The sequence below is a fragment of the Leptolyngbya sp. UWPOB_LEPTO1 genome (genome assembly GCF_017302695.1).
Lineage (GTDB): Bacteria > Cyanobacteriota > Cyanobacteriia > Leptolyngbyales > Leptolyngbyaceae > Leptolyngbya > Leptolyngbya boryana.
This window is the reverse complement of record NZ_JAFLCJ010000005.1, coordinates 192,864-218,765: the sequence shown is the minus strand read 5'-3', so window position 1 is coordinate 218,765 and position 25,902 is coordinate 192,864. Positions and strand designations below refer to the sequence as shown.

At 47.5% G+C, this 25,902-nt stretch carries 24 protein-coding genes; 7 read left to right on the top strand and 17 right to left on the bottom strand.

Annotated elements, in window-relative coordinates; all coding sequences use genetic code 11:
- The first annotated feature begins 1 nt into the window (after window position 1).
- Window positions 2-814 carry a 16S rRNA (adenine(1518)-N(6)/adenine(1519)-N(6))-dimethyltransferase RsmA gene (gene rsmA, locus J0L70_RS10360; RefSeq protein WP_268183383.1) on the top strand — a complete coding sequence of 271 codons (813 nt, stop codon included), beginning with the start codon at window positions 2-4 and terminating at the stop codon, window positions 812-814.
- 120 nt (window positions 815-934) lie between these two features.
- Here the strand turns inward: rsmA and J0L70_RS10355 are convergent, their stop codons facing one another.
- Window positions 935-1,555, bottom strand: a complete 621-nt coding sequence (locus J0L70_RS10355; RefSeq protein ID WP_017286385.1) for a hypothetical protein — start codon at window positions 1,553-1,555, stop codon at window positions 935-937.
- Window positions 1,556-1,703: 148 nt separating this feature from the next.
- Between J0L70_RS10355 and ispE the strand changes: the two genes are divergently transcribed.
- Window positions 1,704-2,645, top strand: a complete 942-nt coding sequence (gene ispE / locus J0L70_RS10350) for a 4-(cytidine 5'-diphospho)-2-C-methyl-D-erythritol kinase (RefSeq protein WP_287454398.1) — start codon at window positions 1,704-1,706, stop codon at window positions 2,643-2,645.
- Between the two features lie 121 nt (window positions 2,646-2,766).
- Here ispE and J0L70_RS10345 read toward each other — a convergent pair whose 3' ends face one another.
- From J0L70_RS10345 to J0L70_RS10295, 11 genes are all read right to left on the bottom strand, one after another.
- Entirely contained in the window at window positions 2,767-3,246 is a 480-nt protein-coding gene (locus tag J0L70_RS10345) for a PIN domain-containing protein (RefSeq protein WP_287454397.1), read from the bottom strand.
- The gene (locus J0L70_RS10340; RefSeq protein ID WP_017286382.1) at window positions 3,243-3,527 is read right to left on the bottom strand and encodes a UPF0175 family protein; all 285 of its coding nucleotides are present in this window, start codon (window positions 3,525-3,527) and stop codon (window positions 3,243-3,245) included. Before J0L70_RS10340 ends, J0L70_RS10345 begins: the two co-directional genes overlap by 4 nt.
- Window positions 3,528-3,782: 255 nt before the next feature.
- Window positions 3,783-4,142, bottom strand: coding sequence for a hypothetical protein (locus tag J0L70_RS10335; protein ID WP_287454396.1), 360 nt, complete (start codon window positions 4,140-4,142; stop codon window positions 3,783-3,785).
- A gap of 49 nt (window positions 4,143-4,191) precedes the next feature.
- Window positions 4,192-6,312 (bottom strand): NACHT domain-containing protein, encoded by a 2,121-nt coding sequence (locus J0L70_RS10330; protein ID WP_287454394.1) that lies wholly within the window; start codon window positions 6,310-6,312, stop codon window positions 4,192-4,194.
- Between the two features lie 112 nt (window positions 6,313-6,424).
- Window positions 6,425-7,219, bottom strand: coding sequence for a TspO-related membrane protein (locus tag J0L70_RS10325; protein WP_287454392.1), 795 nt, complete (start codon window positions 7,217-7,219; stop codon window positions 6,425-6,427).
- A gap of 47 nt (window positions 7,220-7,266) precedes the next feature.
- Window positions 7,267-7,689, bottom strand: coding sequence for a hypothetical protein (locus J0L70_RS10320; protein ID WP_287454391.1), 423 nt, complete (start codon window positions 7,687-7,689; stop codon window positions 7,267-7,269).
- A 9-nt stretch (window positions 7,690-7,698) separates the two neighbouring features.
- Window positions 7,699-8,661 (bottom strand): protein translocase subunit SecF, encoded by a 963-nt coding sequence (secF, locus tag J0L70_RS10315; RefSeq protein ID WP_287454389.1) that lies wholly within the window; start codon window positions 8,659-8,661, stop codon window positions 7,699-7,701.
- The gene (secD, locus tag J0L70_RS10310; protein ID WP_287454387.1) at window positions 8,658-10,082 is read right to left on the bottom strand and encodes a protein translocase subunit SecD; all 1,425 of its coding nucleotides are present in this window, start codon (window positions 10,080-10,082) and stop codon (window positions 8,658-8,660) included. Before secD ends, secF begins: the two co-directional genes overlap by 4 nt.
- Before the next feature lie 154 nt (window positions 10,083-10,236).
- Window positions 10,237-10,665, bottom strand: a complete 429-nt coding sequence (locus J0L70_RS10305) for a type II toxin-antitoxin system VapC family toxin (protein ID WP_190647154.1) — start codon at window positions 10,663-10,665, stop codon at window positions 10,237-10,239.
- Window positions 10,662-10,892 (bottom strand): hypothetical protein, encoded by a 231-nt coding sequence (locus J0L70_RS10300; RefSeq protein ID WP_190647153.1) that lies wholly within the window; start codon window positions 10,890-10,892, stop codon window positions 10,662-10,664. Before J0L70_RS10300 ends, J0L70_RS10305 begins: the two co-directional genes overlap by 4 nt.
- 144 nt (window positions 10,893-11,036) lie before the next feature.
- A complete protein-coding gene (locus J0L70_RS10295; protein ID WP_017286372.1) occupies window positions 11,037-12,020 on the bottom strand; it encodes an alpha-ketoacid dehydrogenase subunit beta in 984 nt (327 codons plus the stop codon).
- Window positions 12,021-12,131: 111 nt separating this feature from the next.
- Here J0L70_RS10295 and J0L70_RS10290 point away from each other — a divergent pair, with 111 nt between their 5' ends.
- Window positions 12,132-13,277, top strand: coding sequence for an aminotransferase class V-fold PLP-dependent enzyme (locus J0L70_RS10290; RefSeq protein ID WP_287454386.1), 1,146 nt, complete (start codon window positions 12,132-12,134; stop codon window positions 13,275-13,277).
- A 57-nt stretch (window positions 13,278-13,334) separates the two neighbouring features.
- Here the strand turns inward: J0L70_RS10290 and J0L70_RS10285 are convergent, their stop codons facing one another.
- Complete coding sequence (locus tag J0L70_RS10285; protein ID WP_287454385.1) at window positions 13,335-13,718, bottom strand: DUF4346 domain-containing protein; 384 nt, start codon at window positions 13,716-13,718, stop codon at window positions 13,335-13,337.
- A 30-nt stretch (window positions 13,719-13,748) separates the two neighbouring features.
- The gene (locus J0L70_RS10280; RefSeq protein ID WP_287454383.1) at window positions 13,749-14,939 is read right to left on the bottom strand and encodes a GNAT family N-acetyltransferase; all 1,191 of its coding nucleotides are present in this window, start codon (window positions 14,937-14,939) and stop codon (window positions 13,749-13,751) included.
- A gap of 340 nt (window positions 14,940-15,279) precedes the next feature.
- Between J0L70_RS10280 and J0L70_RS10275 the strand changes: the two genes are divergently transcribed.
- Window positions 15,280-17,316 carry a sensor histidine kinase gene (locus J0L70_RS10275; RefSeq protein WP_287454381.1) on the top strand — a complete coding sequence of 679 codons (2,037 nt, stop codon included), beginning with the start codon at window positions 15,280-15,282 and terminating at the stop codon, window positions 17,314-17,316.
- A gap of 43 nt (window positions 17,317-17,359) precedes the next feature.
- Here J0L70_RS10275 and J0L70_RS10270 read toward each other — a convergent pair whose 3' ends face one another.
- Both J0L70_RS10270 and J0L70_RS10265 read right to left on the bottom strand, forming a co-directional pair.
- The gene (locus J0L70_RS10270; RefSeq protein ID WP_287454380.1) at window positions 17,360-18,340 is read right to left on the bottom strand and encodes a phosphodiester glycosidase family protein; all 981 of its coding nucleotides are present in this window, start codon (window positions 18,338-18,340) and stop codon (window positions 17,360-17,362) included.
- A gap of 192 nt (window positions 18,341-18,532) precedes the next feature.
- Window positions 18,533-20,881: an HD family phosphohydrolase gene (locus J0L70_RS10265; protein ID WP_017286366.1), complete on the bottom strand. Its 2,349-nt coding sequence runs from the start codon at window positions 20,879-20,881 to the stop codon at window positions 18,533-18,535.
- 401 nt (window positions 20,882-21,282) lie between these two features.
- Between J0L70_RS10265 and J0L70_RS10260 the strand changes: the two genes are divergently transcribed.
- Together J0L70_RS10260 and J0L70_RS10255 are read left to right on the top strand one after the other, a co-directional pair.
- Entirely contained in the window at window positions 21,283-21,897 is a 615-nt protein-coding gene (locus J0L70_RS10260) for a Crp/Fnr family transcriptional regulator (RefSeq protein ID WP_036044394.1), read from the top strand.
- Window positions 21,898-21,973: 76 nt separating this feature from the next.
- Window positions 21,974-22,960 carry a methyltransferase domain-containing protein gene (locus tag J0L70_RS10255; protein WP_017286364.1) on the top strand — a complete coding sequence of 329 codons (987 nt, stop codon included), beginning with the start codon at window positions 21,974-21,976 and terminating at the stop codon, window positions 22,958-22,960.
- Window positions 22,961-23,054: 94 nt separating this feature from the next.
- On the opposite strand, the gene J0L70_RS10250 is transcribed toward J0L70_RS10255, so the two are convergent.
- Complete coding sequence (locus J0L70_RS10250; protein ID WP_287454378.1) at window positions 23,055-23,768, bottom strand: PEP-CTERM sorting domain-containing protein; 714 nt, start codon at window positions 23,766-23,768, stop codon at window positions 23,055-23,057.
- Window positions 23,769-24,299: 531 nt separating this feature from the next.
- On the opposite strand from J0L70_RS10250, the gene metG reads away from it, so the two are divergent.
- The gene (metG, locus tag J0L70_RS10245; protein ID WP_287454377.1) at window positions 24,300-25,898 is read left to right on the top strand and encodes a methionine--tRNA ligase; all 1,599 of its coding nucleotides are present in this window, start codon (window positions 24,300-24,302) and stop codon (window positions 25,896-25,898) included.
- Window positions 25,899-25,902 lie beyond the last annotated feature (4 nt).

Below are 25,902 nucleotides of genomic sequence, written 5' to 3'. Positions count from 1 at the left end.
CGTGCCAAAAGCGAGAAAACAGTTTGGGCAACATTGGCTAAAGAGTGAGAAAGCTTTAGCCAAAATTGTCAGTGCCGCTGAATTGAACGAAAGCGATCGCGTTTTAGAAATTGGACCAGGAACGGGGATTTTAACGCGGCAATTATTGTCACAAGCTCAGGCAGTTGTTGCGGTTGAAATTGATCGAGATTTGTGCCCGATTTTAGTGCAAAAGTTTGGGCAATTTGAGAATTTTGTATTACTTCAAGGCGATTTTCTCACGCTCGATATTGATGAATTATTAGAGCCTTTTCCAGCATTTCAGCAGCCTCGAAAAGTCGTTGCTAATATTCCGTATAACATTACAGGTCCAATTCTCGAAAAGTTGCTAGGTACGATCGCAGCCCCGAATCCACAGCCTTTTGAATCGATTGTCTTGCTGCTTCAAAAAGAAGTTGCGTTGAGAATTTGCGGGAATCCCAATTCGAGTCATTACGGAGCATTATCGATTCGGGTGCAGTATTTGGCAGATGCAGAATTTATCTGTGATGTGCCAGCAAAGGCATTTTCACCTCCTCCGAAAGTCGATTCGGCAGTGATTCGTCTGAAGCCAAGAGCGATCGAGCTTCCTGCAAATGATCCGAGAAAATTAGAGACGCTTGTGAAACTAGGATTTGCAAGTCGGCGGAAAATGCTGCGGAACAATTTGAAGAGCTTAATTGAGGTTGAAGAGTTGAATCAATTGCTTGAGCGTTTGAATCTCAATCCTCAAGCAAGAGCCGAAGATTTGAGCGTGGAAGAATGGGTGACATTGAGCAATGCCTTTGTTCGTTGATATTTGTCCCTAGCGAACGGCTTGAATTTCGCTCAACCTGGCAAGAAATTTGATAGCAGATCTCTCATGTTGAGCGAAGCCAAAATACAACTCACTCGTAAATTGATCTCACTTAATGATTTACTGCCCACACGTGCGCTCATAGTAACCGTGCACATCTTCATCGATGCAACGTTTCTTTTTCTTGTCATATCTTCGGCAGTATTTCTTCTCGCGCCAAACGTTTCGAGCGCTGCGATTTTGCTCGATCGTTCTTTCTTCAAATGAGGCTGTAAACCCGCCTGATTCAAGTACCTGATTTCCCCGTTTGATTTCGTATTCAAACTGATTTTCTCCAGGGCGCACAGCTAGAAATCGACCTTTATGCTCATCCCCAAATCGGATATCAAAATCTTCTGAAACATCTCCGTTGAAATATTCTCGATCGGTAAACGGTTTCGTCTCTCCCGGAAATCCAAACGTCACATTTCTAATGACTGCCCGAAGTTCTGGAGCAGGGCGAGTCGTCTTCGAGTAAAATCGCGATCGCGCAGAAGCCACTTGTTCGCCGGGACATTCACCTGTGTAGCGAATTCCCACGAGGGGAACGGTTGCTTGACCAGTATTGCCAACACTTCGACCTGAAAAGAGAAATCCAACCATGGGCAGATCTTGGGCATACCCTGACGTTACGGCAACCATTAGTCCAATCACTGCGAATCCAAATAGACCAAGCACTTTTTTCAGGAATGTTGTTTTCATTGTTCTACGTAAATCAAGATGACTGCTGTTGCGATTGCTTCTGTTTTCAACTGTTTGGGAGAGTTTACGGAAACACCCGTAAAAAATTATTGGTATGAAGGTGTCCCTACAATCCCGATAATGGTATAGGTCTGACTCAGCGAATCTTATGCGATCGTATTCTCTTGTTGCTCCCGCTAAAATTAATCTCTATCTGCAAATTGTGGGCGATCGCCCCGATGGCTTCCATGAACTCGTCATGGTGCTGCAAAGCATTGAACTGGCGGATTTAGTCACGGTTCGCGCGATCGGCACGGATCAAATTCGGGTTCACTGCGATAATCCGGCAGTTCCGGTCGATCACACGAATTTGGCATACCGAGCCGCAGAATTGATGATGCAAGAATTTCCTGAAATGGCTGCTCGATTTGGCGGTGTGGAAATTGATTTGCAGAAGCGGATTCCGATGGGGGCAGGCTTGGCAGGTGGATCGAGTAATGCGGCTGCGGTCTTGGTTGGAATTGATCTGATGTGGAATTTGGGGTTAACGCAGTGGGAACTGCAAGAACTTAGCGCCAGACTCGGATCGGATATTCCATTCTGCATTTCAGGCGGGACAGCCTTGGCAACAGGACGAGGAGAACAGCTTGCACCGCTGACCAGTTTGGATCATCTCTATGTTGTTTTAGCAAAATATCGGGATCTGCCTGTTTCGACTCCTTGGGCGTATAAAACTTATCGGCAAAAGTTTGGTGACGCTTATCCAAAATCGCCGTCAGAGATTGAAGCGAAGAAAGCGCGATCGAGAGAAATGCTTAATGCGATCGCTCATCACGATTTCAAACAAATCGGACAACACTTGTACAACGATTTGGAATTAGTGGTGTTACCAGAATTTGAGAAAATTCAACAGCTTCGGGATCAGTTTGCAAAGTTCAATCCGATTGGAACGATGATGTCTGGGTCGGGATCGACGGTATTTGCTTTGGCAGAATCGCGATCGCAAGCGGAAGAAATAAGACATCAAATGAGATCGGCAGTTCCTGATCCGGACTTAGAGTTGTGGGTGACAAAATTAAGCCAATGCGGTGTTCATCTGGCGAATTCTTAATCTGGGCGATTCGATATCGCATTTGAAAGTCTTCGGCAAATTCTTGAAGAAATTGATGGTTTCAATTCGTCCAACGAACAATCGGGATTTGTTGCAGTTGCCTTTCTCTGAGAGCCATGGTTTAAAGCTGTTCAAATTGATCGATTAATGTTTGGATTAGACTCGCAGAGACACGGAAGGTCGTTTGTTGAAGTCGAGCAATTGCAGTTGGAAAATCAATTTTTCCTTGTTGACCTGCTTTGACTAAGATGCCTAAAACTCCGACGATCGCTAAGCCCCTTTGTGTCGCAACCGCTCTTGCAGCTTGATCGTCGAGGAGAATTAAGTCGGCTTTCAGTTCTTCAGCTAATACGATCGCGTCTCGTTCTCCTGGGTCAAGTGCATCAGCGGACAGAGTGTTTGAGGTTGTAACTGCTCTGATTTCTAACCAGCTTGGAGGTTGGGCGATCCAGGCTTGAACAATTGCAGGAGATTTGGGGGCGGCTAATTCATCTCGAATTATTTCGGGAATTACGATGCGATCGTACAACTCTGGAAGTAAGTCAATCAACTCAATCAGTAAGAGATAGCAAAGAGGGGAAGTGTCAGAGATAACGATCATGGTGTAGCTAGATTACCTTCTGATTGAAGGGTTTCTAGCGTGTCTAGATCCTTCTTTAAATCAGACAGATCGTAATTGAGATCAACAGCTCGCTGCTTGAAGAAAGCATCAAGTTCCAACCGCGTTGAAAATCCAAGGAGTTCTCTCGCTTTGCCTGAGCTAATCCATGCGTTTCGATAAGCTTCAATAACGCAAAGTTCGAGCATCTTTCGCTCTAAATTTCCTGGGTTGGTTTGTAGCTGATTTCCCAGGATGTCAGGAATCTCGATCGTAATTTGCATTGTTTTATCTAAGATAAATAACTTTCGATCTCGCTCTTGTGAATAAATTACTTATACAGGTTTGGCAAGCATGGAAACAAACGATCACGTTTTACAAGTTGATTTCATTATCGCTTACGGTCAGCATTCGGGATTCGATCGCAGTCTTTAAAAAAGTGAGCTTTCAGGATTTTGATTGCAAGGTAGATGAAGTCTAATTTTTATCAATAAACGACGTGGATTCATAGCACCAAGGCAGCGGAAACCCGTTCAGACTCAGGAGGCATAAGGCTCTACACAAAATTGTTGATTTAGGGTTGGGACATCAATGTTCCTAAGTTTGGCAAGTTTGATGAGAGCTTCTAGTCGATCGACGTTCTGCTGTTCTAGGCGATCAGCGTAAGTGATGTATTCTTGTTGCTCGGTTTCAGTGAGTGGAGCTTGTTCGCTGCGATCGCGTAATTCATTGAGTCGTTGCTGCTCGTGTGGAGGGAGGCGACGTTGAATGAGTTCGATGAGTGCTGTTTCATCAGTTGAACTGAGCGATTCGAGCCAGTGAACAACATCATTGAGCCGTTCGGGTGGCAATTGTTGAATGAGTTCGATCGCTCTTTGGCGAATGTCAGTGTGAGTCATGATTGAGTGTCTCACGGGGTTTTCTCATTTTAACGACGATCACCGTTTTCTATTCATCCTGGACAGTGAGCATTCGAGATTCGATCGCGTCCCACACCTGAGGCGACACTCGCAAGGCAGCTTCTTTGCAGCGAATCATCAGTTCGTTGGCGTAGAGGTAGTTTTCGAGGGATTGCAGTTCGTCTCTTGATAATTCGAGCCATTCAGGATTGATATGGAGAGCGGTGTACCAGGTTTGTCGGATACGATCGGCAAAATCTCGTCGCACTTCAACAGGTGCATCATCATTTGGAATAGATTCTCTCATTGCTTCCAATTGACTGATCAAAGCTTGGAAATCAACAGAGGTAAAGATTTTAGCGAGGGCGAGGGCGCGGTCGCGGGCGAGGGCGAGGTCGCGGGCGAGGGCGAGGTCGAGGTCGAGGTCGAGGTCGAGGTCGAGGTCGAGGGCGAGGGCGAGGTCGCGGGCGAGGGCGAGGGCGCGGTCGCGGGCGAAGTCGAGGTCGCGGGCGAGGGCGAGGTCGCGGGCGAGGTCGAGGGCGCGGGCGCGGGCGAGGTCGAGGTCGAGGTCGAGGTCGAGGTCGAGGTCGAGGGCGCGGGCATAGAAAAGAGCAACGCTTCTCTTAGCTGCTGGCTTGAAACCACCTTCTGATCCAGCCGTTATCGTATCCGTCCATTTGATCAACCCTTTAAGCTTCTCCGTATGGATTAATGCTTGTGCTTTGGACTCCATTAGGGTTAGAAGGGCATCTGCATTTCTCATCAGACCTGACACCAGAAAGAAAACCTCACGCCAGCGTCTATCCGTCAAATGATTCGTAACCAGAGTTTCCAATTGCTGCTCATCCACAATGTATTGAGCAGTGAGATACTCCTGAAAAGTTAGATGCGAGAATGAATAGGTGTCACTCGCTCGTTCTACTAAAATCCCTTGCTGTACTTGAATTGCATACAGTACCTGTTCTGCATCAAGATGCTTTGGTGCATTCAGATTGCCCACGAGAAAAGCTCGAATCTGATCAGTCAGTTCTCGTTTTGAGAAAAATAGCTGATCTTCGGCAAAACTTTGATGAGCAATCTCGGATAGTAAAACTTGTTCTAGCTGAAGGTTCAGTTCTTGATAGATCGGATCGCGATGAACTCGTCGTTCTGCTGCCCATTTCTTCAGCCAAACCTCCAATGCTTCACCATACAGCGCTGATCTTCGCTTCGGTAAGCTCTGCGATTCGTCATAAACGGCACAAAGCAAGGTCAAGAGCAAAGGCGTTTGACCGAGTTCTTTGACTGCTTTGTACTCTGAACTATCGAGTAATTGCCAATACTGCTCTGCCACTTTCGGCTCTCGTCGAAACCACTGCCGCACAAAAGTCTGCATCTGCGAATCATTAAAGTTCGCCATCGTCACATCTTTGAAGCGCCGAAATCCCCCTTTATATGCAGCAATTCGACAGGAAGCGATGAAGCGGTTTTTGTCATACTTATCGACGAATGTTTCAATTTGGCTGATTGCTCGATCGACATAAACGGTCGGCACTTCATCCAAACCATCCAGCAAAATCAAAAGCTTCCCTGCCTTCAAAAGATTCTGTGTAAACACGTCCGCATTGGGAAAACCGCAAGTCTCAAACTCTTCAGCAATTAGCTTTTCAATCTCACTATGTTGATCCCCAAACTGCTTTAACTCGATAAATACCGGAATCAATTCATGCCGATACCTTGCCGTTTCCCACTTCAGCGCTTCGAGTCCAACCTTCCTCAGAAAAGTCGATTTGCCAATCCCCGGACTTCCTAGCACCATCAATCGAGGCTCAAGATTCGCGACTGCAATGCCTTCTTGCCGAGTCGTTTTCTCAAAGATAAATCCGCGCCCAGTCTCTAGAAACAATTCTTTCAACGCTTCAGGACTTTCAAACCGACGGCTCTCACGGGTATTCAAAACCTGGACATCAGTATAGATCTCTTCCAAAGTCAGCGAATTATCCATCCGCAGACAATCATATTTCAGCGTACAGTGTCGCTTTTCATACGTTCGGACATACTCTTCGATCGCATGACCCACTTGCTGCTGGATTTTCTTATCAATTTGGTTGCCAGCTTGTTTCCAACCTGCCTCGATCGCAAGTTTGATCAGATTCGTAATCACTGCCTGCGAGATAGGATCGATCGTCATAAGGTATCAATAGGAGGCTTTCTCTCATTGATACACTGCGATCGCGCTTCTACACGGATGATCTAGAGAAATTACAGAAACTTTCGCGATCGCATACCCAATCAATTAGAATTCATCCCCGCAGCGAGGTTGTCTGCCTCTTCGACACTCTCAACAACAGCAACACTAAAAGCGCGATCGCGCAACCAAGCGCAGTAATCGCGATCGCAGGCTGAGTAGATTGCCGCAGCGCAACTGCAACAAATGCCCACACGATTACACCCGTAAAAGCCACATCTCGATATTGCAGAATGATCACACCCGTTATCGCCGCTGCAATCAATAGCATCAACACTGTCCACACACTCGGCGCAATGCCAAAACCATTCCACTGAGAAGCGTATAAAGCAGAGGCAACATTCACGATCGTTGCAACACTAATCCAGCCTAGATAAATCCGAATTGGAATCTGAGCCAACCATTTATCTTCACGTGAAATCCGAGTATTTTGAAATCTTGACCACCAATACGCAGCAATCAAATTCAACAAAATCCCCAACATGAAGACAACAGACCACCAGAACTGTTGCAGTTGAAATAAATACACCCAAACAATCTGAAAAATCGATGCCCAAATGATCGGAGCGCGTAATTTCAATAACCGGGGATTATGACGCTGAGCCGGAAGCACTTGATAAATACCAAAGCTGACTAAACCTAGGTAAATCACACCCCAAATCGCAAACGCATAATTCGCTGGCGTGATCAAAACTCCGCCTAAAACCTGATTTGCGATCGCTCCAATATTCAAGCCTCTCAGCGGAAACACATTGGAAAACGCATTAATCACGATCGCCGCGAGAATTGAGATCAAGGTTGCACTCTGAAGCAGCGGTGCAGCGGGAGAATTGCGCTCAGAATTTTGCATATCGCTTTCTAGAATTCACTCATCTAGCGTAGCGGGTTTTCTGCACTTCAACTTCTGCCAGATGATTTGGGCTGAATCCACTTCCAGAGCGGATGACTTTCACCCTGTTGCCAAATCTTGAACACCATTCGTTCCAGTCTTTCCTGCTCAGGTTTGGGCAGACCAAACAGAATATTTCGGCTCTGCCAAACCAGGACACTCACCGTTAGTCCAATACACAACCCTAAGCCAAGTGAAGCAACCAAATTGTTCGCTAACCCATGCCGCAACGCTGCCCAGGTAAAGTAATCTTGCATCAGCGAAATTGGATAGCGTAACCCCCAGAGACTCAGCGCCCCGATCGTCAACCACAGTCCGATGAGGGTCAGCCACCGCCCCAATACTGTCAATTGATGCAGGCGTTGCACAGCGGCTTGAAATTTGGGGTCAAGTTTGGGTGCATTCGGGTCAATGAAATCTGGAGGTGTCATACTTTATCGTTACTCGGCTTCTACTGCTGCCGTTTTCACCGGGGCAAAGGCTCGACCCCGCTTCTCACGCCACAGTGCCAATAGTGTACTCGCGATAAAGATACTTGAATACGCTCCCATAGCAAATCCGATAATCAACGCCAATGCAAAATTCTTCAGCGTTTCGCCTCCGAAGAAAAACAGCGCAAATAACGTCAATAACACCGTCAAAGTTGTGTTGATCGATCGCGTTAAGGTCTGATTGACTGCATCATCGACAATCTCATTGATATGCTGACCTGGGTTAAGTTGAATCGTCTCGCGAATACGATCGTAGATGACAACCGTATCGTTGACCGAGAAACCCACGATCGTCAGTAGCGCCACAACGAACAAGCTATCGACTTCGGTTCTCAAAGGCGTTAACCCCAGAATTGCGAAGAAACCAACGGTGATCAGCACATCGTGGAAAAGCGCGAGAATTGCAAAAATCGCATAGTCCAACTCAAAGCGAATTGTCATGTAGAACGTGATGCCTGCAAAGGAAACAATCAGCGCCAAGAGTGCAGATTGAAAGAGCTGTTTCCCGATCGTCGGACCGACAGTATCAATCTGCGTTTTCGCCGCATCAAATTTGCCAATTTTCGATTGCAGTTCTGCTTGCAGTTTGGTGCGCTGATCCACGCTTAATGTATTCGTCCGAATCAACACTGCTCGCTGATCCTGACCGACAAGTTGAAGGCTCGAGTCGCCTAAATTCTCAGTCTTCAACACTTCACGAATTGCGTCGAGGCTGATGGGCTTATCACAATTTCCAGGCTGGCTGCAATCGAGTTCTAGTTGCAGACGCGTTCCACCTTTAAAGTCGAGTCCCGGACGTAAGGATGTGCCGATTTGAGTTTGGAGCATCAGCATTGCAATAATGCTTGCGAGGATACAGATTGCAGAAATCGCCCACCACAGTCCTCGCTGGCGAATGACATTCAGTTTCATGAAGCGGTCTCCGAGATCGATTGATTAGCTTTGGGAACGTTGGGGCTGTACCATTCAGGCTTGCGTAATCCGGCAAAGGTCAAGGCATACAGCAGGAGGGTGCGGCTACAAGTCACAGCCGTAAACATACTAATGGCGACACCGAGCAGAAGTGTAACTCCGAATCCACGAACTAGCCCAGAGCCGAGAAAAATCAGAGCAAGACACGCGATCGCGGTGGTCACATTACTATCGAGAATGCTGGAAAAGGCACGGAAGAATCCAGACTCAACCGATCGATACAGGGTTTTACCAGACTGCAATTCTTCACGAGTCCGTTCAAAGATCAGAATATTCGCATCGACTGCCATGCCAATACTGAGAATAAATCCAGCGATTCCAGGCAAGGTCAGCGTTACGCCTAAGAGTTTGAATCCGGCATAAGTGAGGAGCGCATAGATAACGAGCGAGATTGCTGAAATCACGCCAGGGAGCCGATAATAGACGACCATGAAGCCTAATACAAACAGCAATCCACCCAGTCCAGCGTAGATACTGCTCTGAATACTATCGCGTCCCAAGGTTGCACCGACTGTCCGATTTTCGACGACTTCAACGGGGAGCGGGAGTGAGCCGCCTCGCAACTGTACAGCTAAGTCTGTCGCTTCTTGGGCTGTAAAGTTTCCGGTAATGACTGCACCTCCACCTGTGATGCCAGTCTGTGCAAATTCTGCACCGACGCTAGGAAAGCTAATTAAGCCGTTGTCTAAGAAAATTCCGAGAGAGCGACCTGTTCCTGCCAAGCTTTTGGTGAGTTGGGCAAATTTATCGCCGCCTTCTTGATCAAATCTCAGTGCGACACTGAAAGCACTTGAACCGGGGGAAGATTCGGGCTGAGCATTCTGTAAGTTTCTACCGCCTAATGCAGGTGAGTCAAATAAAGCGGCGATCGCGTCATTGCTACGCTTGAGAGCGGCTTGATTTTCGGCGATCGCTTTTTCATCGTTCGATTTTCGCAGTTCTTTTTGTTTGGCGAGCAATTCTCGGCGAATTTGATATTCGATCGGGAGTTGCTGTTCTGTTCCAGGTTTCTGCGCCCGAAAATCGAGTTGAGCGGTTCCGCCGAGCACTCGTTCTGCCTGTTCGGGATCGCTGACTCCCGGCAACTGGACAAGAATCTGATTTTCGCCTGCTGTTTGTACGAGCGGCTCTGATACGCCGAGTCCATTAATCCGCCCTTCGATGACGCGCTGGACATCTCCAAGCTGTTCGGATGTAATGTTTTTGATCTCTGCGGTGGGTTTAACCTGAATCGTAATTTGCGAACCGCCGCGTAAGTCCAATCCTAATAGTGTTGGAAAGTGCCGCTCATCCACAATGATGTAAATGGAGGCAAGCACCATCACCAAAATGAGTATTAATAATCCTCGTTGCCGTCCCATAGCAAATCCCGTTATGACAAAGGTTATGATAGCGCTTTCTATGCAGGACGTTGCATTCGATACGGTTCGAGTAATAAAAATAGCCTTACGAAGCCGCTAAGAAATTTGCTCCGGGGTTAGAACATTTGCAACAAGCTGACAATTCGATCGCACCCTAATCACCATTTTGCTGCCTGACTTGCTGCAACAATTCTTGAATGGATAACACGGGTATAGGGGAATTCAAAAACCCTTGAACATCACGGGTCACAATTGCTGCCAATCCTTGAGCAACCGCACTAAAAATTTGCACAGCATCTTCAAAATCAAGCACACCAGAGTTGAAAGCTGAGTCTAGAACGACACGATCGACCGGACAAACCATCATGGCAGTCAGTGTTTCTGAGACTGCTTGCCGCGCTTGCTCAATACTTCGGGTGTGCCTACGTGAGATGTAAAAAATATCCGTTAAGGTTGTCGCTGTAACGTATCCGATAACCTCTCCTACATCGATCGCCTGAAATAGCAATTCTGCATCTTGGGAAAAAGGCTCTCGTTGTAGCAGAAAGTCTAGAACAATATTGGTATCAATCAAAACTCTCACTGAAGATACTTCTCCAACCGTCGCTCTTCCAGCATCGTTGCCACTTCTTCATCAGTTGGGGCAGGCTGGTCTGTTTTCAACAAACCTCTCATTCGTTGGATTGCACCAGAGCGGACAGGTTGGGGTACTGAAGTATCTTGCAGAGATTCAATAATGGCAGAGATTAGTGCAAGGCGATCGCTGGGCGGCAACTTGAAGATTTGTGCCTTTAGTTCTTGTGACAACATAGACTTTCCCAGAATCAACAGGATTTACCGTCTAGTATGAGCGATCCCGTTCTTAATCACCAAATTGATGCTGACTTGATTGACATCGGTGAATCAGTTTAAGGTCAATCGATCGCTGTTTCTCCAATCGATTGACCCTTCCTGCTAGACCTTGAGCGGAACCATATTCCGAACTGCTTCCACAATCTGCGGCGGTTGCACGATCGTTAACGCTTCCAGCGTCCCGTTGTAAGGAGTTGGAATATCTTGTGAAGACATCCGCAACACTGGAGCATCTAATTCATCAAAGAAGAGATCGTTAATCGAAGCCGTCAACTCTGCTCCAATTCCGCCCGTTCTCATACATTCTTCAACGATGATCACACGATGAGTTTTCCGAATCGATTCACCGATCGTTTCAAAGTCTAAGGGCTTCAGTGAAAGCAAATCGATCACTTCCGCGTCATAGCCTTCTTTTTCCAACGTTTTCATCGCTTGCATCACGTGGTGACGCATCCGCGAATAGGTCAGAATCGTCACATCTTTACCTTTGCGAACGATTTCTGCCTTATCGAGCGGCAAGTAGTACTCTTCGTTGGGCAAGTCTTCTTTCAAGTTGTACAGCAGAACATGCTCAAAGAAGAGAACAGGATTGTCATCACGAATGGCAGATTTGAGTAATCCTTTCGCGTTATATGGCGTTGAGCAGGTCACAATTTTCAAACCTGGAACTGCTTGGAAATAGGCTTCTAATCGCTGAGAGTGTTCTGCACCTAGCCGACTTCCGACTCCACCGGGACCGCGAATCACAACCGGAATTTTGAAATTCCCGCCAGACGTGTAGCGCAACATGCCCGCATTATTTGAAATCTGGTTAAACGCCAGCAGCAAAAATCCCATATTCATCCCTTCAATAATGGGACGCAATCCAGTCATTGCTGCACCAATCGCCATACCCGTGAAGCTATTTTCGGCGATCGGGGTATCTAACAATCGCAAATCGCCGTACTTCTTATGCAAATCTTTGGTGACTTTATAGGAGCCGCCATAATGCCCGACATCTTCTCCCATCACCAATACTGTCGGGTCTTTTGCCATTTCTTCGTCGATCGCTTCCCGAAGGGCGTTAAAGAAGATTGTCTCTGCCATTGCGTTTAAGGTGTAATGTGCTGCAAATACTTATCTTAGAGGAGCAAGCGCAATCCGCAAAGAGTCACGAATATTTCATCGTAGGATGAAGAGAGTGCTTAGAGTTGCGTTATGTCTTTACAACAGCATCGGGCTGAATTTCCATATCTCGCTGGGAAAGCGTATTTTAATTACGGCGGACAAGGAACGATGCCGCGATCGGCAATTGCAGCCCTCCAAGATGCAAATATTCGCTTTCAGGAATTGGGTCCTTTTTCCAGTGCAGCGAATTCCTGGATTGTGCAAGAAGGAAATTTGACGCGAGCAGCGATCGCAAAAGAACTCGGCACAACCGCAGACACAATCACACTCACCGAAGATGTCTCTGTCGGCTGTAATATTGCCCTGTGGGGAATCGATTGGCAAGCAGGCGATCACATTCTGCTCACCGATTGCGAACATCAAGGAATCGTGGCAGCCGTTCAAGAACTTCAGAGACGATTTGATTTAAAAGTTTCAGTCTGTCCATTGTTAGAGACTTTGAATTCGGGTGATCCAAGCGCGATCGTCGAACAGTTTCTCCAACCCAATACTCGTCTCTTCGTCGTAAGCCACATTCTCTGGAACACGGGGCAAGTTTTACCACTTCAAGAAATGGTGGAAATTTGTCATGCGCGATCGGTACAGGTTCTCGTCGATGCTGCACAGTCTGTAGGCGTTTTACCCCTAAATCTCACTGAATTAAACGCAGACTTCTACGCCTTCACTGGTCATAAATGGTGGTGTGGAGCGGCGGGAGTTGGTGCTTTATACGTTCGCCCTGAAGCAAGAGAAACCTTACATCCAACCTTTATTGGCTGGCGCAGTGTGATTACAGATGCGAGTGGACAGCCTACTCGCTTTCAACCCGATGGTCGCGTTTTTGAGATTGCCACTTCTGCAATTCCACTTTATCCAGCATTGAGAGAGGCGATCGCGTTTCATCAACCCTTTGCCGAAGCGAGATATGGAATGATCTGCGATCGCAGTGCGTACCTCTGGCAACGATTGAAAGCATTGCCGAGTGTGCAATGCCTCAAAACCTCGGCTCCTGCTTCTGGACTCGTCTCATTTCAGTTAGAGAATGGCAAGCATCCGCAACTGGTTCAATATTTAGAGGCGCGAAATTTCTTTCTGCGGGTGATTCTGAATCCGAATTGTGTTCGGGCATGTGTGCATTACTTCACCACCGAAGAAGAAATCGATGCGTTAGCCCATGCGATCGAGGAATTCCTATAGGTTGCAAACTTCGGCTCCCCTTCACCAACTTCAGCACTAGCGGAGCCGAACCCGATTCTAATCTTGCACGTACTCTTGATCCCCAAACAAACAGGATTCTGCTCGTACAAATTCCCGACCCAAATACGCTGCATGATCCAATCGAGTAATACAGCAAGTTGCAGGCTTCTCAAACACTTCAATACACAACTCTTTCGCCGTCCGACCCCGAAAAATTGCACTCGGCTGTCGCTTCAAACCGCCGCTACAGGGCAACGGTTCACCCGTCTCGGGATCGCAGGCTAAACCTTTTTCGTTAATGGTATTCGTGTAAAAATCGGCGCAAATTACCCCGCCAGATCGATCGAGATAAATCAAAAAATAGCCGCTCGGATCGAGTTCAATAAAACGATTCGAGAGCTTGTCATCCAAAGCAGTGGGATTAAAAACCGCTTGAGTCATGAGAGTCCAACCCGTGTCAGCTTATCCATTCTAAATTTTGAAGTCGATTGTTTGTTGCTTAAACGGCAATTCTTGATTAATCGCGTCAATTTCTTGTTGTTCGAGATCATTAATCTGCTCAATGTGCGATCGCAAAATCTGCGACAGCCGACTGTTATAGAACCGATGCAGCGAATGATTTGGCATTGCCGGAAAGCCTCGCCGCTTCTTATGCCGTCCACCCGCACCTGGATCAAACAGTTGAATGCCATTTTGAATGCCCCACTCGATCGGCGCGTAATAGCAAGCATCGAAATGTAAGCAATCAATTTCCTGAGTACAACCCCAGTAGCGACCATATAAGCGATCGCCCTTGGTCAGACAAAACGACATCCCGATCGGATGCTCATCCCCTTCTGCATAAGCTGCAAAAAACACAACGCGATGACGGTAGCTCGCATGAAGCTGCTCAAAGAATTTCTTGGTTAAATACTTACTGCCCCACCAGCCAAACTTGTCACAAGTATCACTGTAGAAGGTGTACATCAGCGAGAACATGGACTTCGGGATTTCATCCCCGGTCAGGATCTTAAAAGATAAGCCAGCATTCGTCACGGCTTTACGCTCACGCTTAATATTGCGGCGTTGATTGGCATTAAATGCGCCTAGATAGTCATCGAACGATTGATAGTTCTGATTCGACCAAATAAAACTGTGATGCAGCCAAGAACTAAACCCGTGACGTTCCATCACTGCCCGCCAATCGGGATCAACATAGAGAAAATTACAGCCCGAGATCCGATTTCGCGAACAGAAATGATCGATCGCGCTCACCATCATTTCGGTAATCTCGTCCTCGTCTTCTCCCGGTGCGATCAAAAATCGATACCCCTCAGCCGGGGTAAAAGGCGACATTCCTAAGAGTTTGGGATAATACTGAACTCCTAAGCGATCGGCTAAATCCGCCCACTGATGATCAAAAACAAACTCGCCGTAACTGTGACCTTTGATGTACAACGGCGCGGCGGCAATCAATTCATTGTCTCGCCAGACTGTTAAATGATTCGGCATCCAGCCAGATCGAGCCGTAGTACTCCCCGAGGTCTCCAGAGTATGCAACCAGTCCCACTCCAAGAACGGCGTTTTCAGCGGCATTGCCAGAGCATCCCAGGCAAGCTGCGGAACTTCAGAAATTTTATTAATCCAAGCGATCGAGGTTCGGGGCTGGAATTGTTCAACCATATCCACAGTTCAGTAGCTTCATACAGGGTAATAGATTTGCTCAAATCTGGCATATCAGCCAGCATTGTATCCCCCACCCGGGTACTGCCATTTTGAAGAAATTCGAGCAAAACTGGTTAGAACGCTCTATCGCCGTTAAAGTAAAAATATGATTTTTGGCGCGAATTCGCTCAAGATCGTACATATAGCGGATGAATCATCTCGAACTATGCCGATAAGATCGTTCACTACTCGTTTCGGCAAAATTCTGCCTTGCCTCCGCTCATCGCTCTAGAAACTTGTCATCGCTCTTCTGCTCTGCCGCTTTCCTGTCTTCGTCCCCTATCCAGTCCTAGGGCTTATGGCAAAGTCACGTCAATCTTCGTTTCGTCGCATCCTGCTATGGCGTTTGTTACTCCTTAGTATTCCGGTGCTATTGACAGGCGAAGTTGTTGCGTATAAGAAAGCAAAATCAGGACTCCTTCAAACAGCGCGGTATACCCTCACAGCTAGCGCTGTCCGCAAAGCAGAAGAACTACAAACTTCGATCGCCACTTTACGATCGAATCTCGCTTTAGCAACCACGTCTGCCACACTTCAACTCGATTCTCCTCAAGCAACCTATGACTTTCTCGAGCAGTTGCAGCGCAATTCCCCACTCTCGCTGCAATGTATCCAACTGCTGAACTTGAAAACTCAAACTGTTCAGTCCAGTACATGTGGCAATCAACCGATCGTGCAGTTTCCGCGAGATCCCTGGCAAAATAGAGAGACTCCTGCCAATGTGGTCAATTCCAACAATATTGAGGTATCGCCTGGACAGCCTGCTAAAGTTGGCACAGAAGTTTCGGTTGATCATCAATTGAGCTTAGTCATGAGCGCGCCCGTGGTTCTCAAATCTGGAGAGCGTTATGCCTTGAGCGTGCAGGCATCGCTTTACTCAAAACCAGAGCCAGCAGTGAATGCAATTTCATCGGGCTATACCGTTGTCATTGATGATACGGGCGTGATTCTGGCGCATCCGATTCCTGAACGGATCGGGCGGAATATTCGCCAAGAAGCAAACTCTCAGCAGCTACAACGAGTGTTTGAACAGGCAATGGCGAGCAGTACCGTGGGAGCACGCGCCTCAAATGAACGCGAATCGCTTGCACCTGTCCTGTTTGAAGAGAACGGTGCAGAGTGGCTAGCCGGGAGCAGTGCGATTCAGGTGTCGCTGAAGAATGGAGAGACTTCGACGTGGGTTGTGCTCGCGGCAACTTCGGTTGACAGTGCGCTGTTTGGCTTAGGGGATATCAAGCAGGTTTTGATTATCCTTACCCTAGGTCTGTTAACTGCAATTTTATTAGCAACCCTCTATCTCACACGCGATTTGGCTCGTCCGATCGAGAAATTGAGCGAATACGCACTGAAAATCCGCCAGCGTTTTGATGGTGAGCGCGCCCCCAAGAATTTCAAGGTTCGAGAACTCAATTATCTCGCTGAAGCACTCGACAATATGGTGGAGCGTTTAGAAGAACGAGCCAGTGAGTTAGAAGCAGCGTGGCAAGAAGCGCAAGCAGCGAACCAAGTCAAAAGCGAGTTTTTGGCAACGACCTCTCACGAATTGCGAACTCCTTTGAATGCAATTATTGGCTGTGTCCGCTTGGTGCGCGATGGCTGTTGTGACGATCGTGAAGAAGAATTAGAGTTTCTTCAGCAAGCAGATGATGCGGCAATTCATTTGCTGAAAATCATCAATGATTTATTAGACATTGCCAAAATCGAAGCAGGCAAAGCAGAGCTGAGTCTGCAACCTGTGAACATTCGAGAAATGTGTGAGCAATGTCTGAAAATGGTGCAGCCGAGCGCCGAGATGAAGCGGCTGAAATTGGAAATGAAACTGGGCGATGATCTCGATCGTGTTCCCCTTGATGAACGGCGGGTTCGTCAGATGGTGATTAATCTGCTCTCGAATGCCGTGAAGTTTACGCCCGAGGGAGGCTCAGTGTCACTGATTGCCCGGATTGGGTATGGCTATCAACTGGTTCAAGATGTTCGTCCCGATCGCAGTCCGATTAATCAAGAGACCGCTTATCTTTGTCTAGAAGTCGAAGATTCCGGCATTGGCATTCCCAAAGATCGCTGGCATTTATTGTTTAGACCCTTTCAGCAGATTGATTCTTCCATGACTCGCAAGCATGAAGGGACAGGATTAGGACTAGCGCTGACAAAACGATTAGCAGAAATGCACGGGGGCACGTTGTCGTTCTGGTCGGTTCCAGATAAAGGCAGTACGTTTCGGATTTGGTTGCCGTGGTTAGATCCGTTTGCAGAAATAGAGGAAACGGATGCAGATTTATCGATCGCGCCTTCTCCTGTCAAACAATCTCAGCCGCTCAGCATTCAGAACAGCTAAGCACCCCGAATTCAATTCGTCTGACCTGATTGAATTGACAGGGCTATGGGTTAGCTGGATTAAACCTGAGTGCAACCTGATCATCTTGCTGAAAGGTTTGCCACGATCGCTTTAACGCTTCCGGCGCTGGAAATTTTGTGTCGTAAACCGTGATCACATTCGTCAAATCTCGACCCGCCGACTGTAAAACACGATTGCCTGCCGCCAATGCCACCGACGTTCCCCCATCGAGATTCATCGCTTCATGTGCCCCGATCGCTCTCATAATCTCCGCTTCTTTCTGCAAGGTAATCGGCTTGTGGAAAGTTACCAAATACAACCGATTCGCGCTTTTGGGAAAGCCGATCGCCGATCGCGTCGCCACTCCCATAACCGATGGATCACTGAATCCTTCCTGCCGGGGACGAATCGATATTCTGCCTTGCTTCAACAATCGCGGACCCGCCGTCAACGAGAACCAATGCCGCTCCCACTTGGGCTTTCCCTCCGTTCGAGCGGTCACCATTTCGAGCTGATTGCCGCGCTTGAGTCCTAAAGTGGTTCCATAATTTTCCCAAGGACTGTATTTCAGAAAGCGACCAGCGGCAACCATATTGCCCATGACGCGCTTCTGCTCATCCATGCTAAAGAAAGTTCCGCTGGCGGTGATCGCAGCGCGATGCCGCTTCACCAGAGATTCAAACGCTTCATCACCCCGAGTCGATCGGGCACTATTTGCCCGAATTGCCTCGTTTGCCAGCCCAATATTAATAAAAGTCTGCGGGTCTGTTAGATCGATCGTGACGAGGCGGATCGGCACTCCCGCAATCTTTCTTTCCACAACTGGGACTGGGCGCGCTACCCGAGACCGCTCAATTGGATCAGCAGCTTGAGCGATGCGAACAGGTTGAGGGGTAATGCCAACGCGAGGCAGCAAAATCGCACAGCTCAGCAGTGTACAGGTAGCCGTAACGGAAAAACTACCGGAAACAGACGATAACCAACGAATCATGAAGCGTTTCTTGGGAAAAACTCTGTCAATCATGCCTTGCTCGTGATTTTTTCAAGGACTGATTAAAAATACGTAATAACTCTGAGCAGAGATCTATCCTCAGGCAGAGGTAAAACCCTAACATTCTCACACCTAGCTTCATTCTCCATACAATTGCCGAGATGATCTGGAAAAGCTTCCAAGTTCAGCAAGATTTCATCAATTCATCAATATTACGTATCGAAATTACTTCGCTTTCGGATATGCAATACGTTGATGATTCGATTGTTGCCAGACTTGCACAAAAACTTCTGCGATCGTGCTCATTTCTGATCGCGTCAAGCCGGATTCACTCAACTGTCCATCCTTCCAGCGGGCTGCCAAAATCTTGTTAATCATATTTAAGGCATCGTCTGGTGTGGCATCCTTGAGCGATCGCAGTGCCGCTTCACAAGAATCAGCCAACATCAAAAGCCCGGTTTCTCGCGATTGGGGAGCAGGTCCGTCATAGCGAAAATCCTCATCGTTGACGATGATCGTCTGATCCTGCTGAGCGCGTTGTAGGGCTTGGTGATGAAAATATGCGATCGTCATTGTCCCTTGATGCTCTGGGATAAACGCTTGCACGACCTTGGGCAATCGCGCGCGACGTGCCATGACTAAGCCTTCTGTCACATGCTTCTTGATAATGGCTGCACTCTGCCACGGATCATCAATCAGATCATGTTTATTCACGCCCCCCATTTGATTCTCAATAAATCCGAGGGGGTCGTGCATTTTGCCGATGTCATGATAGAGCGTTCCCGCTCGGACTAATTCCACATTGCACCCCAGTTTCCGTGCAGCGGCTTCTGCCAGATTCGCAACAAATAAAGTATGTTGAAACGTGCCCGGAGTTTCGGCTGCCAACCGCTTCAACAACGCTCGATTGGGATTGGCAAGTTCGACCAAGCGTAAGGTGGTGACCACATCAAACAGATGTTCAAGATAGGGGCTAATCCCGATTGCAATAATGCTCCACCCTAATCCCAACAAGCCTTCTAAGACGGCTCCTCCGAGCAAACTGTACCAAGCAACTCCAGAAAGAGCGCCAAGCAGTAGAAAGAGCAAACCTTGAGTCACTCCAACCCCTAATCCTAGAAAAGCTAACTCCTCGCGCGATCGCACTCTTGCAGCGAACAGTGCCACCGTGAGTCCAGCGATCGCACTCGGTAACCACTGCGTCCAAGTTAATCCCATGGCGATCGGCAAAATGATCGTCAGTAATCCCACCCCAGTGACAGCTAAAACCGAACCATAGAACGTTCCCATCAACACCCCGATCGCAGGTAAATTCGTTGAAGGCACATTGACCAAAATGAACAAGGGCGTGCTGAGACACATCAAGCCCACCAGCCAGTAGTCTCGATTCCGCAATCCTTTGGGATGATAGCGCTGTTCTAATCGCCAAAAAATAACAACGGAGCCACTGACACAGCCAAAGAGTGCCACTAACCCCCACCAATTTGTTTCGCGGCGACTCAGCTTAAAATAGTCAAGCAAAATAAACGCATCCTGCGTGATCTCTGCTCCTTGCTGAACGATCGCTCTACCCCGGTAAGCGTTCACCATCACAAGCTCAACATTATTTGCCGCAAGTTCGGCTTGTTGGCGGGTTCGATCTTCATCTTTGACTAAATTCGGTTTCAGCGCACTGACGAGGATTTGGGTTGCGATCGCTCTTGTTTCGGGCGGAGTCGCAATTTGCAAATTCAGTGTGATCGCATTTCTCACATATGTTTCTTCTAGCCCAGGTGCAATCCCTTGCATCAACATGCGATCGAGCGTTGCCATCACTTCGCCCTGCATTTTCTGCCACGCTACGTCAGAAACATCAAACAAAGTTGGATCGTAAGGCGCACTAAGCTGTGAACGAGCCGTGACATAGTGCTGCTGAGCCGTTGTGATTTTCGCTTCTAGACCCGATAGCCCATCCAGAGTTGTTTGATTTTTATTCCGAAATAGCTCTGTTGCTGCTCGGCGTTGGACTGGATCACTGATGCGATCGACGAGTTGAGTATTCGGAGCTTGAGTCGCTTCTAAGATCGCTTTCCATTCCCAGACTTCGGCTTTGCGTAAATATCGTTGAGTCGGTTCTGACAGCTTTTCAAGTTCGACATAGGGAAACTCTCCAGCGTCTTTCCGCAGTTTTAGTCCTGCATCTAAGTGGGATTGCACCGTTTTGCGAATTTCATCGGACAGAGCCACATCGGGCATCCAGACCGGAGTCGAAATGCTGCGCGCTGCTCTGCGTTTCTCTTCTGTCGCTTGTTTATTTTCGACTTGGGCATCTCTCGGCGCTGTGATCGTTTCAGGCGCAATCTTACCTATACTCAAACGAGGTTGGTCATAAAATCGCTGTCCCAATGCAGCAGATAGCACCAGCGAAGTGAGCACAATCGTCACAGGTTTCGGGACTTTAGGCTGTTTCCCTAACTGTTTTTGCAGCGCACTGACTCGTTGCAACGATCGCATCGACGCGGACTGCTTAAGATGCTTCCCCGACTCATTGCACACGTGTTGAATTTGTTGCGCCCAAGATCGAAGGGAGTTCATCACTAGCTCACCACCTAGTTTTAATCTTGTGGAATCGACAATGATCACACATGACCTACGCACCACTCTACTAGGTTTTGAGACATTTGATTAACCCTTCAACTACGGAAAAATGCGAGATCAATGCCAGTGATAATCGAATCTATCTATCGCTATTAAATATCATTAACTGACCTAGCATAAGATTTTCAAAGTTAAACGATAGTGATAATAAAAGGAACGTTTTTCGGGGCGATCCCGGTATAGTAAGTGAGAATAATTGCATTAATTTTTAGCCGCGTACAGCCTCTTTCCTCGGGTCTATGTCCTAAAAAATTGCAGTTACAAATCCCAAAGAATCCTGAGATTTGAGTGTAACTTTCATCACATTAGCCTGTTCGTTCCCCTATCCCCAAATTCTTATGCCCCTGGTTCATTCCTCCTCCCTCAACTCACCCCTCACCCTGTCGCTTTTGAGATCGCCTAAGCTGCAGTTTCAGCGCAAAAAACTGTTAACGCTCCGTCCCGACTGTCTCTGGGAAATCGAAACAGGATATGTGCGTTCTGTAACTTGGACTGGATCTGGAGAAGTCACAACCCTTGGAATTTGGGGAGCAGGTGACATGATTGGGAAACCGCTGTCTCGACTCAAGCATTATCAACTCGAATGTCTCACAGACGTGACCGCACAATTAATTCCGACCTCAAACGCGGAAGCCCAAGCAGCATGGATGCGCTACACGAATCAAACCGAAATCATGCTGCAATTCATGCATATTCGATCGACGTCACAGCGATTACTCAAACTGTTGTACTGGCTTGCCGCAAGATTTGGCACCCAGGTCGATCAAGGGTATCTGCTTGATGTACCTCTCACTCATCAATTAATCGCGGAAATGCTTGGCACGACGAGAGTCACGGTAACGCGGATGTTCAACGACTTCGCTCAACAAGGCAAAATTTGTCCGCTGCCCCGACGTAAGCTGTTGATATTATGTGCTGATCTGGGTCGAGAACTGGCTGAATTTGAATTCTGAGATTGAACTGCGTTAGATTGACAGAAGTACAAACGTAGTAGATCCGCTTCGCTGCAGGCAACCCATCTCTGAATTCATGAATTTATCTCTCGTTCTCTGGCTCTTGATTGCCCTACCCATTCTCGGCATTGCTATTTATCTGATCACTCCTCGTCGATATCAATCTTCTGATTCGGTCGCAACGTCATATGACGCATGGACAGAAGATGGCATTTTAGAGTTTTACTGGGGCGAACATATTCACCTGGGGCATTATGGCGCACCGCCTCGCCGCAAAGATTTTCTTGTCGCAAAATCTGACTTTGTGCATGAAATGGTGCGCTGGGGTGGATTAGATCAGCTTCCCCCTGGCACAACTGTTCTCGATGTCGGGTGTGGAATCGGGGGCAGTAGCCGAATTCTGGCAAAAGATTATGGATTCGAGGTCACTGGGGTGACGATTAGCCCCCAACAAGTCAAACGTGCTCAAGAATTAACGCCCGCGGGCGTCACCGCACAGTTTCGAGTCGATGATGCGATGGCACTTTCTTATCCCGATGCCAGTTTCGATGTCGTTTGGTCAATTGAAGCAGGACCGCACATGCCAGATAAGGCGATTTTTGCTAGAGAATTAATGCGCGTTCTCAAACCCGGCGGCATTCTGGTTGTAGCCGATTGGAATCAGAGAGACGATCGTCAAATTCCGCTCAATTTTTGGGAGCGCCCGGTGATGCAACAACTTCTCGATCAATGGGCACATCCCGCTTTTTCGAGTATTGAAGGATTTTCTGAACAATTGGCGGCAACCGGATTCGTGGCAGGTGAAGTGATCACCGCAGACTGGACAGAACCGACGCTGCCATCCTGGCTCGATTCGATTTGGCAAGGCATTGCCCGACCCCAAGGCTTAATCAAATTTGGGGCATCAGGCTTGATCAAATCCCTGCGAGAAGTTCCGACCTTGATCCTGATGCGAATTGCTTTTGGCACAGGTCTTTGCCGATTTGGTATGTTTCGCGCTCAACGCAATACTGCGACCTCTGATCGATCGCACAATCTTTCAACAGCGACCGCTCCCCTGTAATTGAAAACGCAAAATAAAACCCCTCGATTGAAGAGGGGTAAAACTCGTTAAACACTTTTAGATGTAATCCAACTCACAAGCAAGGCGATCGAACTTACTCTTCAATTTGAGTTTGTTTTTTGCGCTTCAGCAGCAACGCGCCACCGACCGCGGTCAAGCCCAAAATTGCAGTTGGTTCAGGAACCGAAGCCATGCGGAACGAGTGGTTGTCCGACTCAAAACCGCCGCCCCCGATTTGCGAAATCACAATCCGGTTGAAGTACTGATTCTTCTGGGTAGCGGTGAAATGGACGAACCCATTTCCTTCATTGCCATGTTGGGATGCCCGCACTTCCGCAAGCGGATTCACATCGTTGTAGCCAATCGTCTGAATCAGACGATTGCCATCGAAGAACGAGAACACGTTGCCAGGACTCATTGCGCCCCAGTTGATTCCGAAGTAATCCAAATGGTTGGCTAAATCGATCGTCACATCGTTACCAGCAAATACAGCGAGGTATTTGCTCGTATTTACTTGTCCACTGACACCTGCGGGCGCCCAGACATCAGAACGGACGCTGCTAGATCCATCGTTTTTCTGAAAGCTGTATTTTGCAAATCCCGTCGTCGGCACACTGCCAGAGTTGAAATCTACAGTTTTCGTTCCTGGAAGTTGCAAATCAGAGTATGCCCCCTGATTTGTAACGCCACCTGGTCCAGTCGTACCATGTGTAATGCTGAAGCTGATCGCTTGAGCCGATCCCGTGTGACTAATCACTGCGATCGCCGACAAAGCTGTAACCGAGAGTAAACTTTTGATAACCTTCATAAACTCGATTTCACGCACTAACTCTATGCGTCCATTATTTATTTAGCCAAGGGCAGAAGCTTTGAGAAAATGTACTGAAGTTTCGATAAAATGCACTTTGTAAAACTTTGTAAATATTGACCGAGGAACCGCAAAAGCCCGTAAAAGTTTTTGAAAGCAATCGTAAATCTTGCAAGACGGTTTCGATAGTTCTACTCAGTTTTTGAGTAACTTGAGACAGTTTGTGCTTCACTTGTATTCCTGCAAGTCAGAAAAAGGCAGGGAAAAAGCAACATGGGCGATGAATTCAAGAACTCTCCGCAGATTTGCAGAGATGGTTTTATTGGGAGAGTGACTCATGCAGAGTGGAAACTGCGCCCTTTTTATTCGATCTGCCCAGCAAGATTTAAGATTTGACCGCACATCTTGCACAACGTTGCTGGTTAGAATTGGAAAGTACTTTGACTCGATGTACGCTTTTTCCATTGTTGTTTAGCTAATCCAATCCAAGCCTTGCCCGGATCACTTACAAGGCTTATTTCTAGATAATCTATGAATTTTCAACCCACAGAAAACTCTACTTTCTCGCTCACCACTCCACTCTATTATGTGAATGATTCGCCGCATATTGGCAGTGCGTATCCCACGATCGCGGCGGACGCTTTAGCAAGATTTCAACGGCTTCGAGGTCGATCCGTGCGATTTGTGACCGGAAGTGATGAACATGGGCAGAAAATCCAGCGAACCGCAGAAGCCTTAGGACGCACGCCTCAAGAGCATTGTGATCTCGTCGTTGAAAGCTTCAAAAATTTGTGGGCGCAGTTAGATGTGAAATACGATCGCTTTATTCGCACCACCGATGAGCCACATGCTGCGATCGTCAAAGAATTTTTTCAGCGAGTGTGGGAAAACGGCGACATTTATCTGAGTCAGCAGAAAGGCTGGTATTGCGTTGCCTGCGAAGAGTTTAAAGAAGAGCGCGACTTGTTAGAGAACAAGCACTGTCCGATCCACGTGAATAAACCCGTGGAATGGCGCGATGAAGAGAACTACTTCTTCAGACTTTCTAAGTATCAAGAGAAATTAGAAAAGCTTTATGCCGAGGTGCCTGAATTTATTCAGCCGGACATTCGGCGCAATGAAGTCCTGAGCTTTGTCAGTCAAGGCTTGCGGGATTTCTCAATTTCTCGCGTTAATTTTGATTGGGGTTTTCCGGTTCCGAATGATCCGAACCATACAATATATGTATGGTTCGATGCGCTACTCGGTTACATCACAGCATTATTGGAGCCGGATCAAGCGCCAACTTTAGAAAATGCCATTTCTGAGTGGTATCCCTTCAATGTTCACATCATTGGCAAAGATATTCTGCGCTTTCATGCGGTCTATTTTCCAGCCATGCTCATGTCTGCCGGATTGCCACTGCCCGATCGAATCTTTGGTCACGGATTCTTGGTGCAAGATGGTGTCAAGATGGGCAAGAGCGCGGGGAATGCGATTGATCCGGTCGCTTTGGTGGAGCGCTACGGAGTCGATGCCTTTCGATACTATTTTCTAAAAGGTATCGAATTCGGACGCGATGGAGTCTTTGATGAAGTTCGCTTTGTCGATTTGTGCAACGCCGACTTGGCGGATAACTTCGGAAACTTACTCAATCGCGCTTTGGGACTGATTCACAAAAACAGTGGGGGAGTGGTTCCTGAGGCAGAGATTGCGATCGATCATCCTTTGCGATCGATTGCAGAAGGATTAGAAGACCGAGTTGCACAAGCTTACGAAGCCTTGAGGTTTGATACAGCCTGTGAAGAAACCTTAACTCTTTTACGAGCAGGTAACAAATATATCAATGAACAAGCTCCTTGGTCATTGTACAAACAGGGGAAACCCCAAGAAGCAGAGCAAGTTCTTTATGCAGTATTGGAATCAGTCAGGCTTGCAGCGTATTTGCTCGCCCCTATTGTTCCACACACGAGTACTGCGGTTTATCAACAATTAGGTTTTAGTATTGATTTTAATAACAGTAGCTTAATTGATGTGTCAACCTCCTTCCCCAATCAAGCAAGATGGGGAATACTTCGAGCTAAACAACAACTTCAGAAACCCCAACCTGTCTTTCAAAAACTTGAACTTCCGATTGAAGGTTCATCTTAGTTTT

Bases quoted from the DNA above. Each gene is read 5' to 3' on its own strand.
- secF (WP_287454389.1), bottom strand. From the start codon at position 8,661: ATGAAACTGAATGTCATTCGCCAGCGAGGACTGTGGTGGGCGATTTCT.
- J0L70_RS10320 (WP_287454391.1), bottom strand. From the start codon at position 7,689: ATGACACCTCCAGATTTCATTGACCCGAATGCACCCAAACTTGACCCC.
- J0L70_RS10285 (WP_287454385.1), bottom strand. From the start codon at position 13,718: ATGACTCAAGCGGTTTTTAATCCCACTGCTTTGGATGACAAGCTCTCG.
- J0L70_RS10275 (WP_287454381.1), top strand. From the start codon at position 15,280: ATGGCAAAGTCACGTCAATCTTCGTTTCGTCGCATCCTGCTATGGCGT.
- J0L70_RS10325 (WP_287454392.1), bottom strand. From the start codon at position 7,219: ATGCAAAATTCTGAGCGCAATTCTCCCGCTGCACCGCTGCTTCAGAGT.
- ispE (WP_287454398.1), top strand. From the start codon at position 1,704: ATGCGATCGTATTCTCTTGTTGCTCCCGCTAAAATTAATCTCTATCTG.
- J0L70_RS10255 (WP_017286364.1), top strand. From the start codon at position 21,974: ATGAATTTATCTCTCGTTCTCTGGCTCTTGATTGCCCTACCCATTCTC.
- J0L70_RS10345 (WP_287454397.1), bottom strand. From the start codon at position 3,246: ATGATCGTTATCTCTGACACTTCCCCTCTTTGCTATCTCTTACTGATT.
- J0L70_RS10355 (WP_017286385.1), bottom strand. From the start codon at position 1,555: ATGAAAACAACATTCCTGAAAAAAGTGCTTGGTCTATTTGGATTCGCA.
- J0L70_RS10250 (WP_287454378.1), bottom strand. From the start codon at position 23,768: ATGAAGGTTATCAAAAGTTTACTCTCGGTTACAGCTTTGTCGGCGATC.
- J0L70_RS10290 (WP_287454386.1), top strand. From the start codon at position 12,132: ATGTCTTTACAACAGCATCGGGCTGAATTTCCATATCTCGCTGGGAAA.
- J0L70_RS10265 (WP_017286366.1), bottom strand. From the start codon at position 20,881: ATGAACTCCCTTCGATCTTGGGCGCAACAAATTCAACACGTGTGCAAT.
- secD (WP_287454387.1), bottom strand. From the start codon at position 10,082: ATGGGACGGCAACGAGGATTATTAATACTCATTTTGGTGATGGTGCTT.
- J0L70_RS10300 (WP_190647153.1), bottom strand. From the start codon at position 10,892: ATGTTGTCACAAGAACTAAAGGCACAAATCTTCAAGTTGCCGCCCAGC.
- J0L70_RS10280 (WP_287454383.1), bottom strand. From the start codon at position 14,939: ATGGTTGAACAATTCCAGCCCCGAACCTCGATCGCTTGGATTAATAAA.
- J0L70_RS10335 (WP_287454396.1), bottom strand. From the start codon at position 4,142: ATGACTCACACTGACATTCGCCAAAGAGCGATCGAACTCATTCAACAA.
- J0L70_RS10260 (WP_036044394.1), top strand. From the start codon at position 21,283: ATGCCCCTGGTTCATTCCTCCTCCCTCAACTCACCCCTCACCCTGTCG.
- J0L70_RS10340 (WP_017286382.1), bottom strand. From the start codon at position 3,527: ATGCAAATTACGATCGAGATTCCTGACATCCTGGGAAATCAGCTACAA.
- metG (WP_287454377.1), top strand. From the start codon at position 24,300: ATGAATTTTCAACCCACAGAAAACTCTACTTTCTCGCTCACCACTCCA.
- J0L70_RS10330 (WP_287454394.1), bottom strand. From the start codon at position 6,312: ATGACGATCGATCCTATCTCGCAGGCAGTGATTACGAATCTGATCAAA.
- J0L70_RS10295 (WP_017286372.1), bottom strand. From the start codon at position 12,020: ATGGCAGAGACAATCTTCTTTAACGCCCTTCGGGAAGCGATCGACGAA.
- J0L70_RS10270 (WP_287454380.1), bottom strand. From the start codon at position 18,340: ATGATTGACAGAGTTTTTCCCAAGAAACGCTTCATGATTCGTTGGTTA.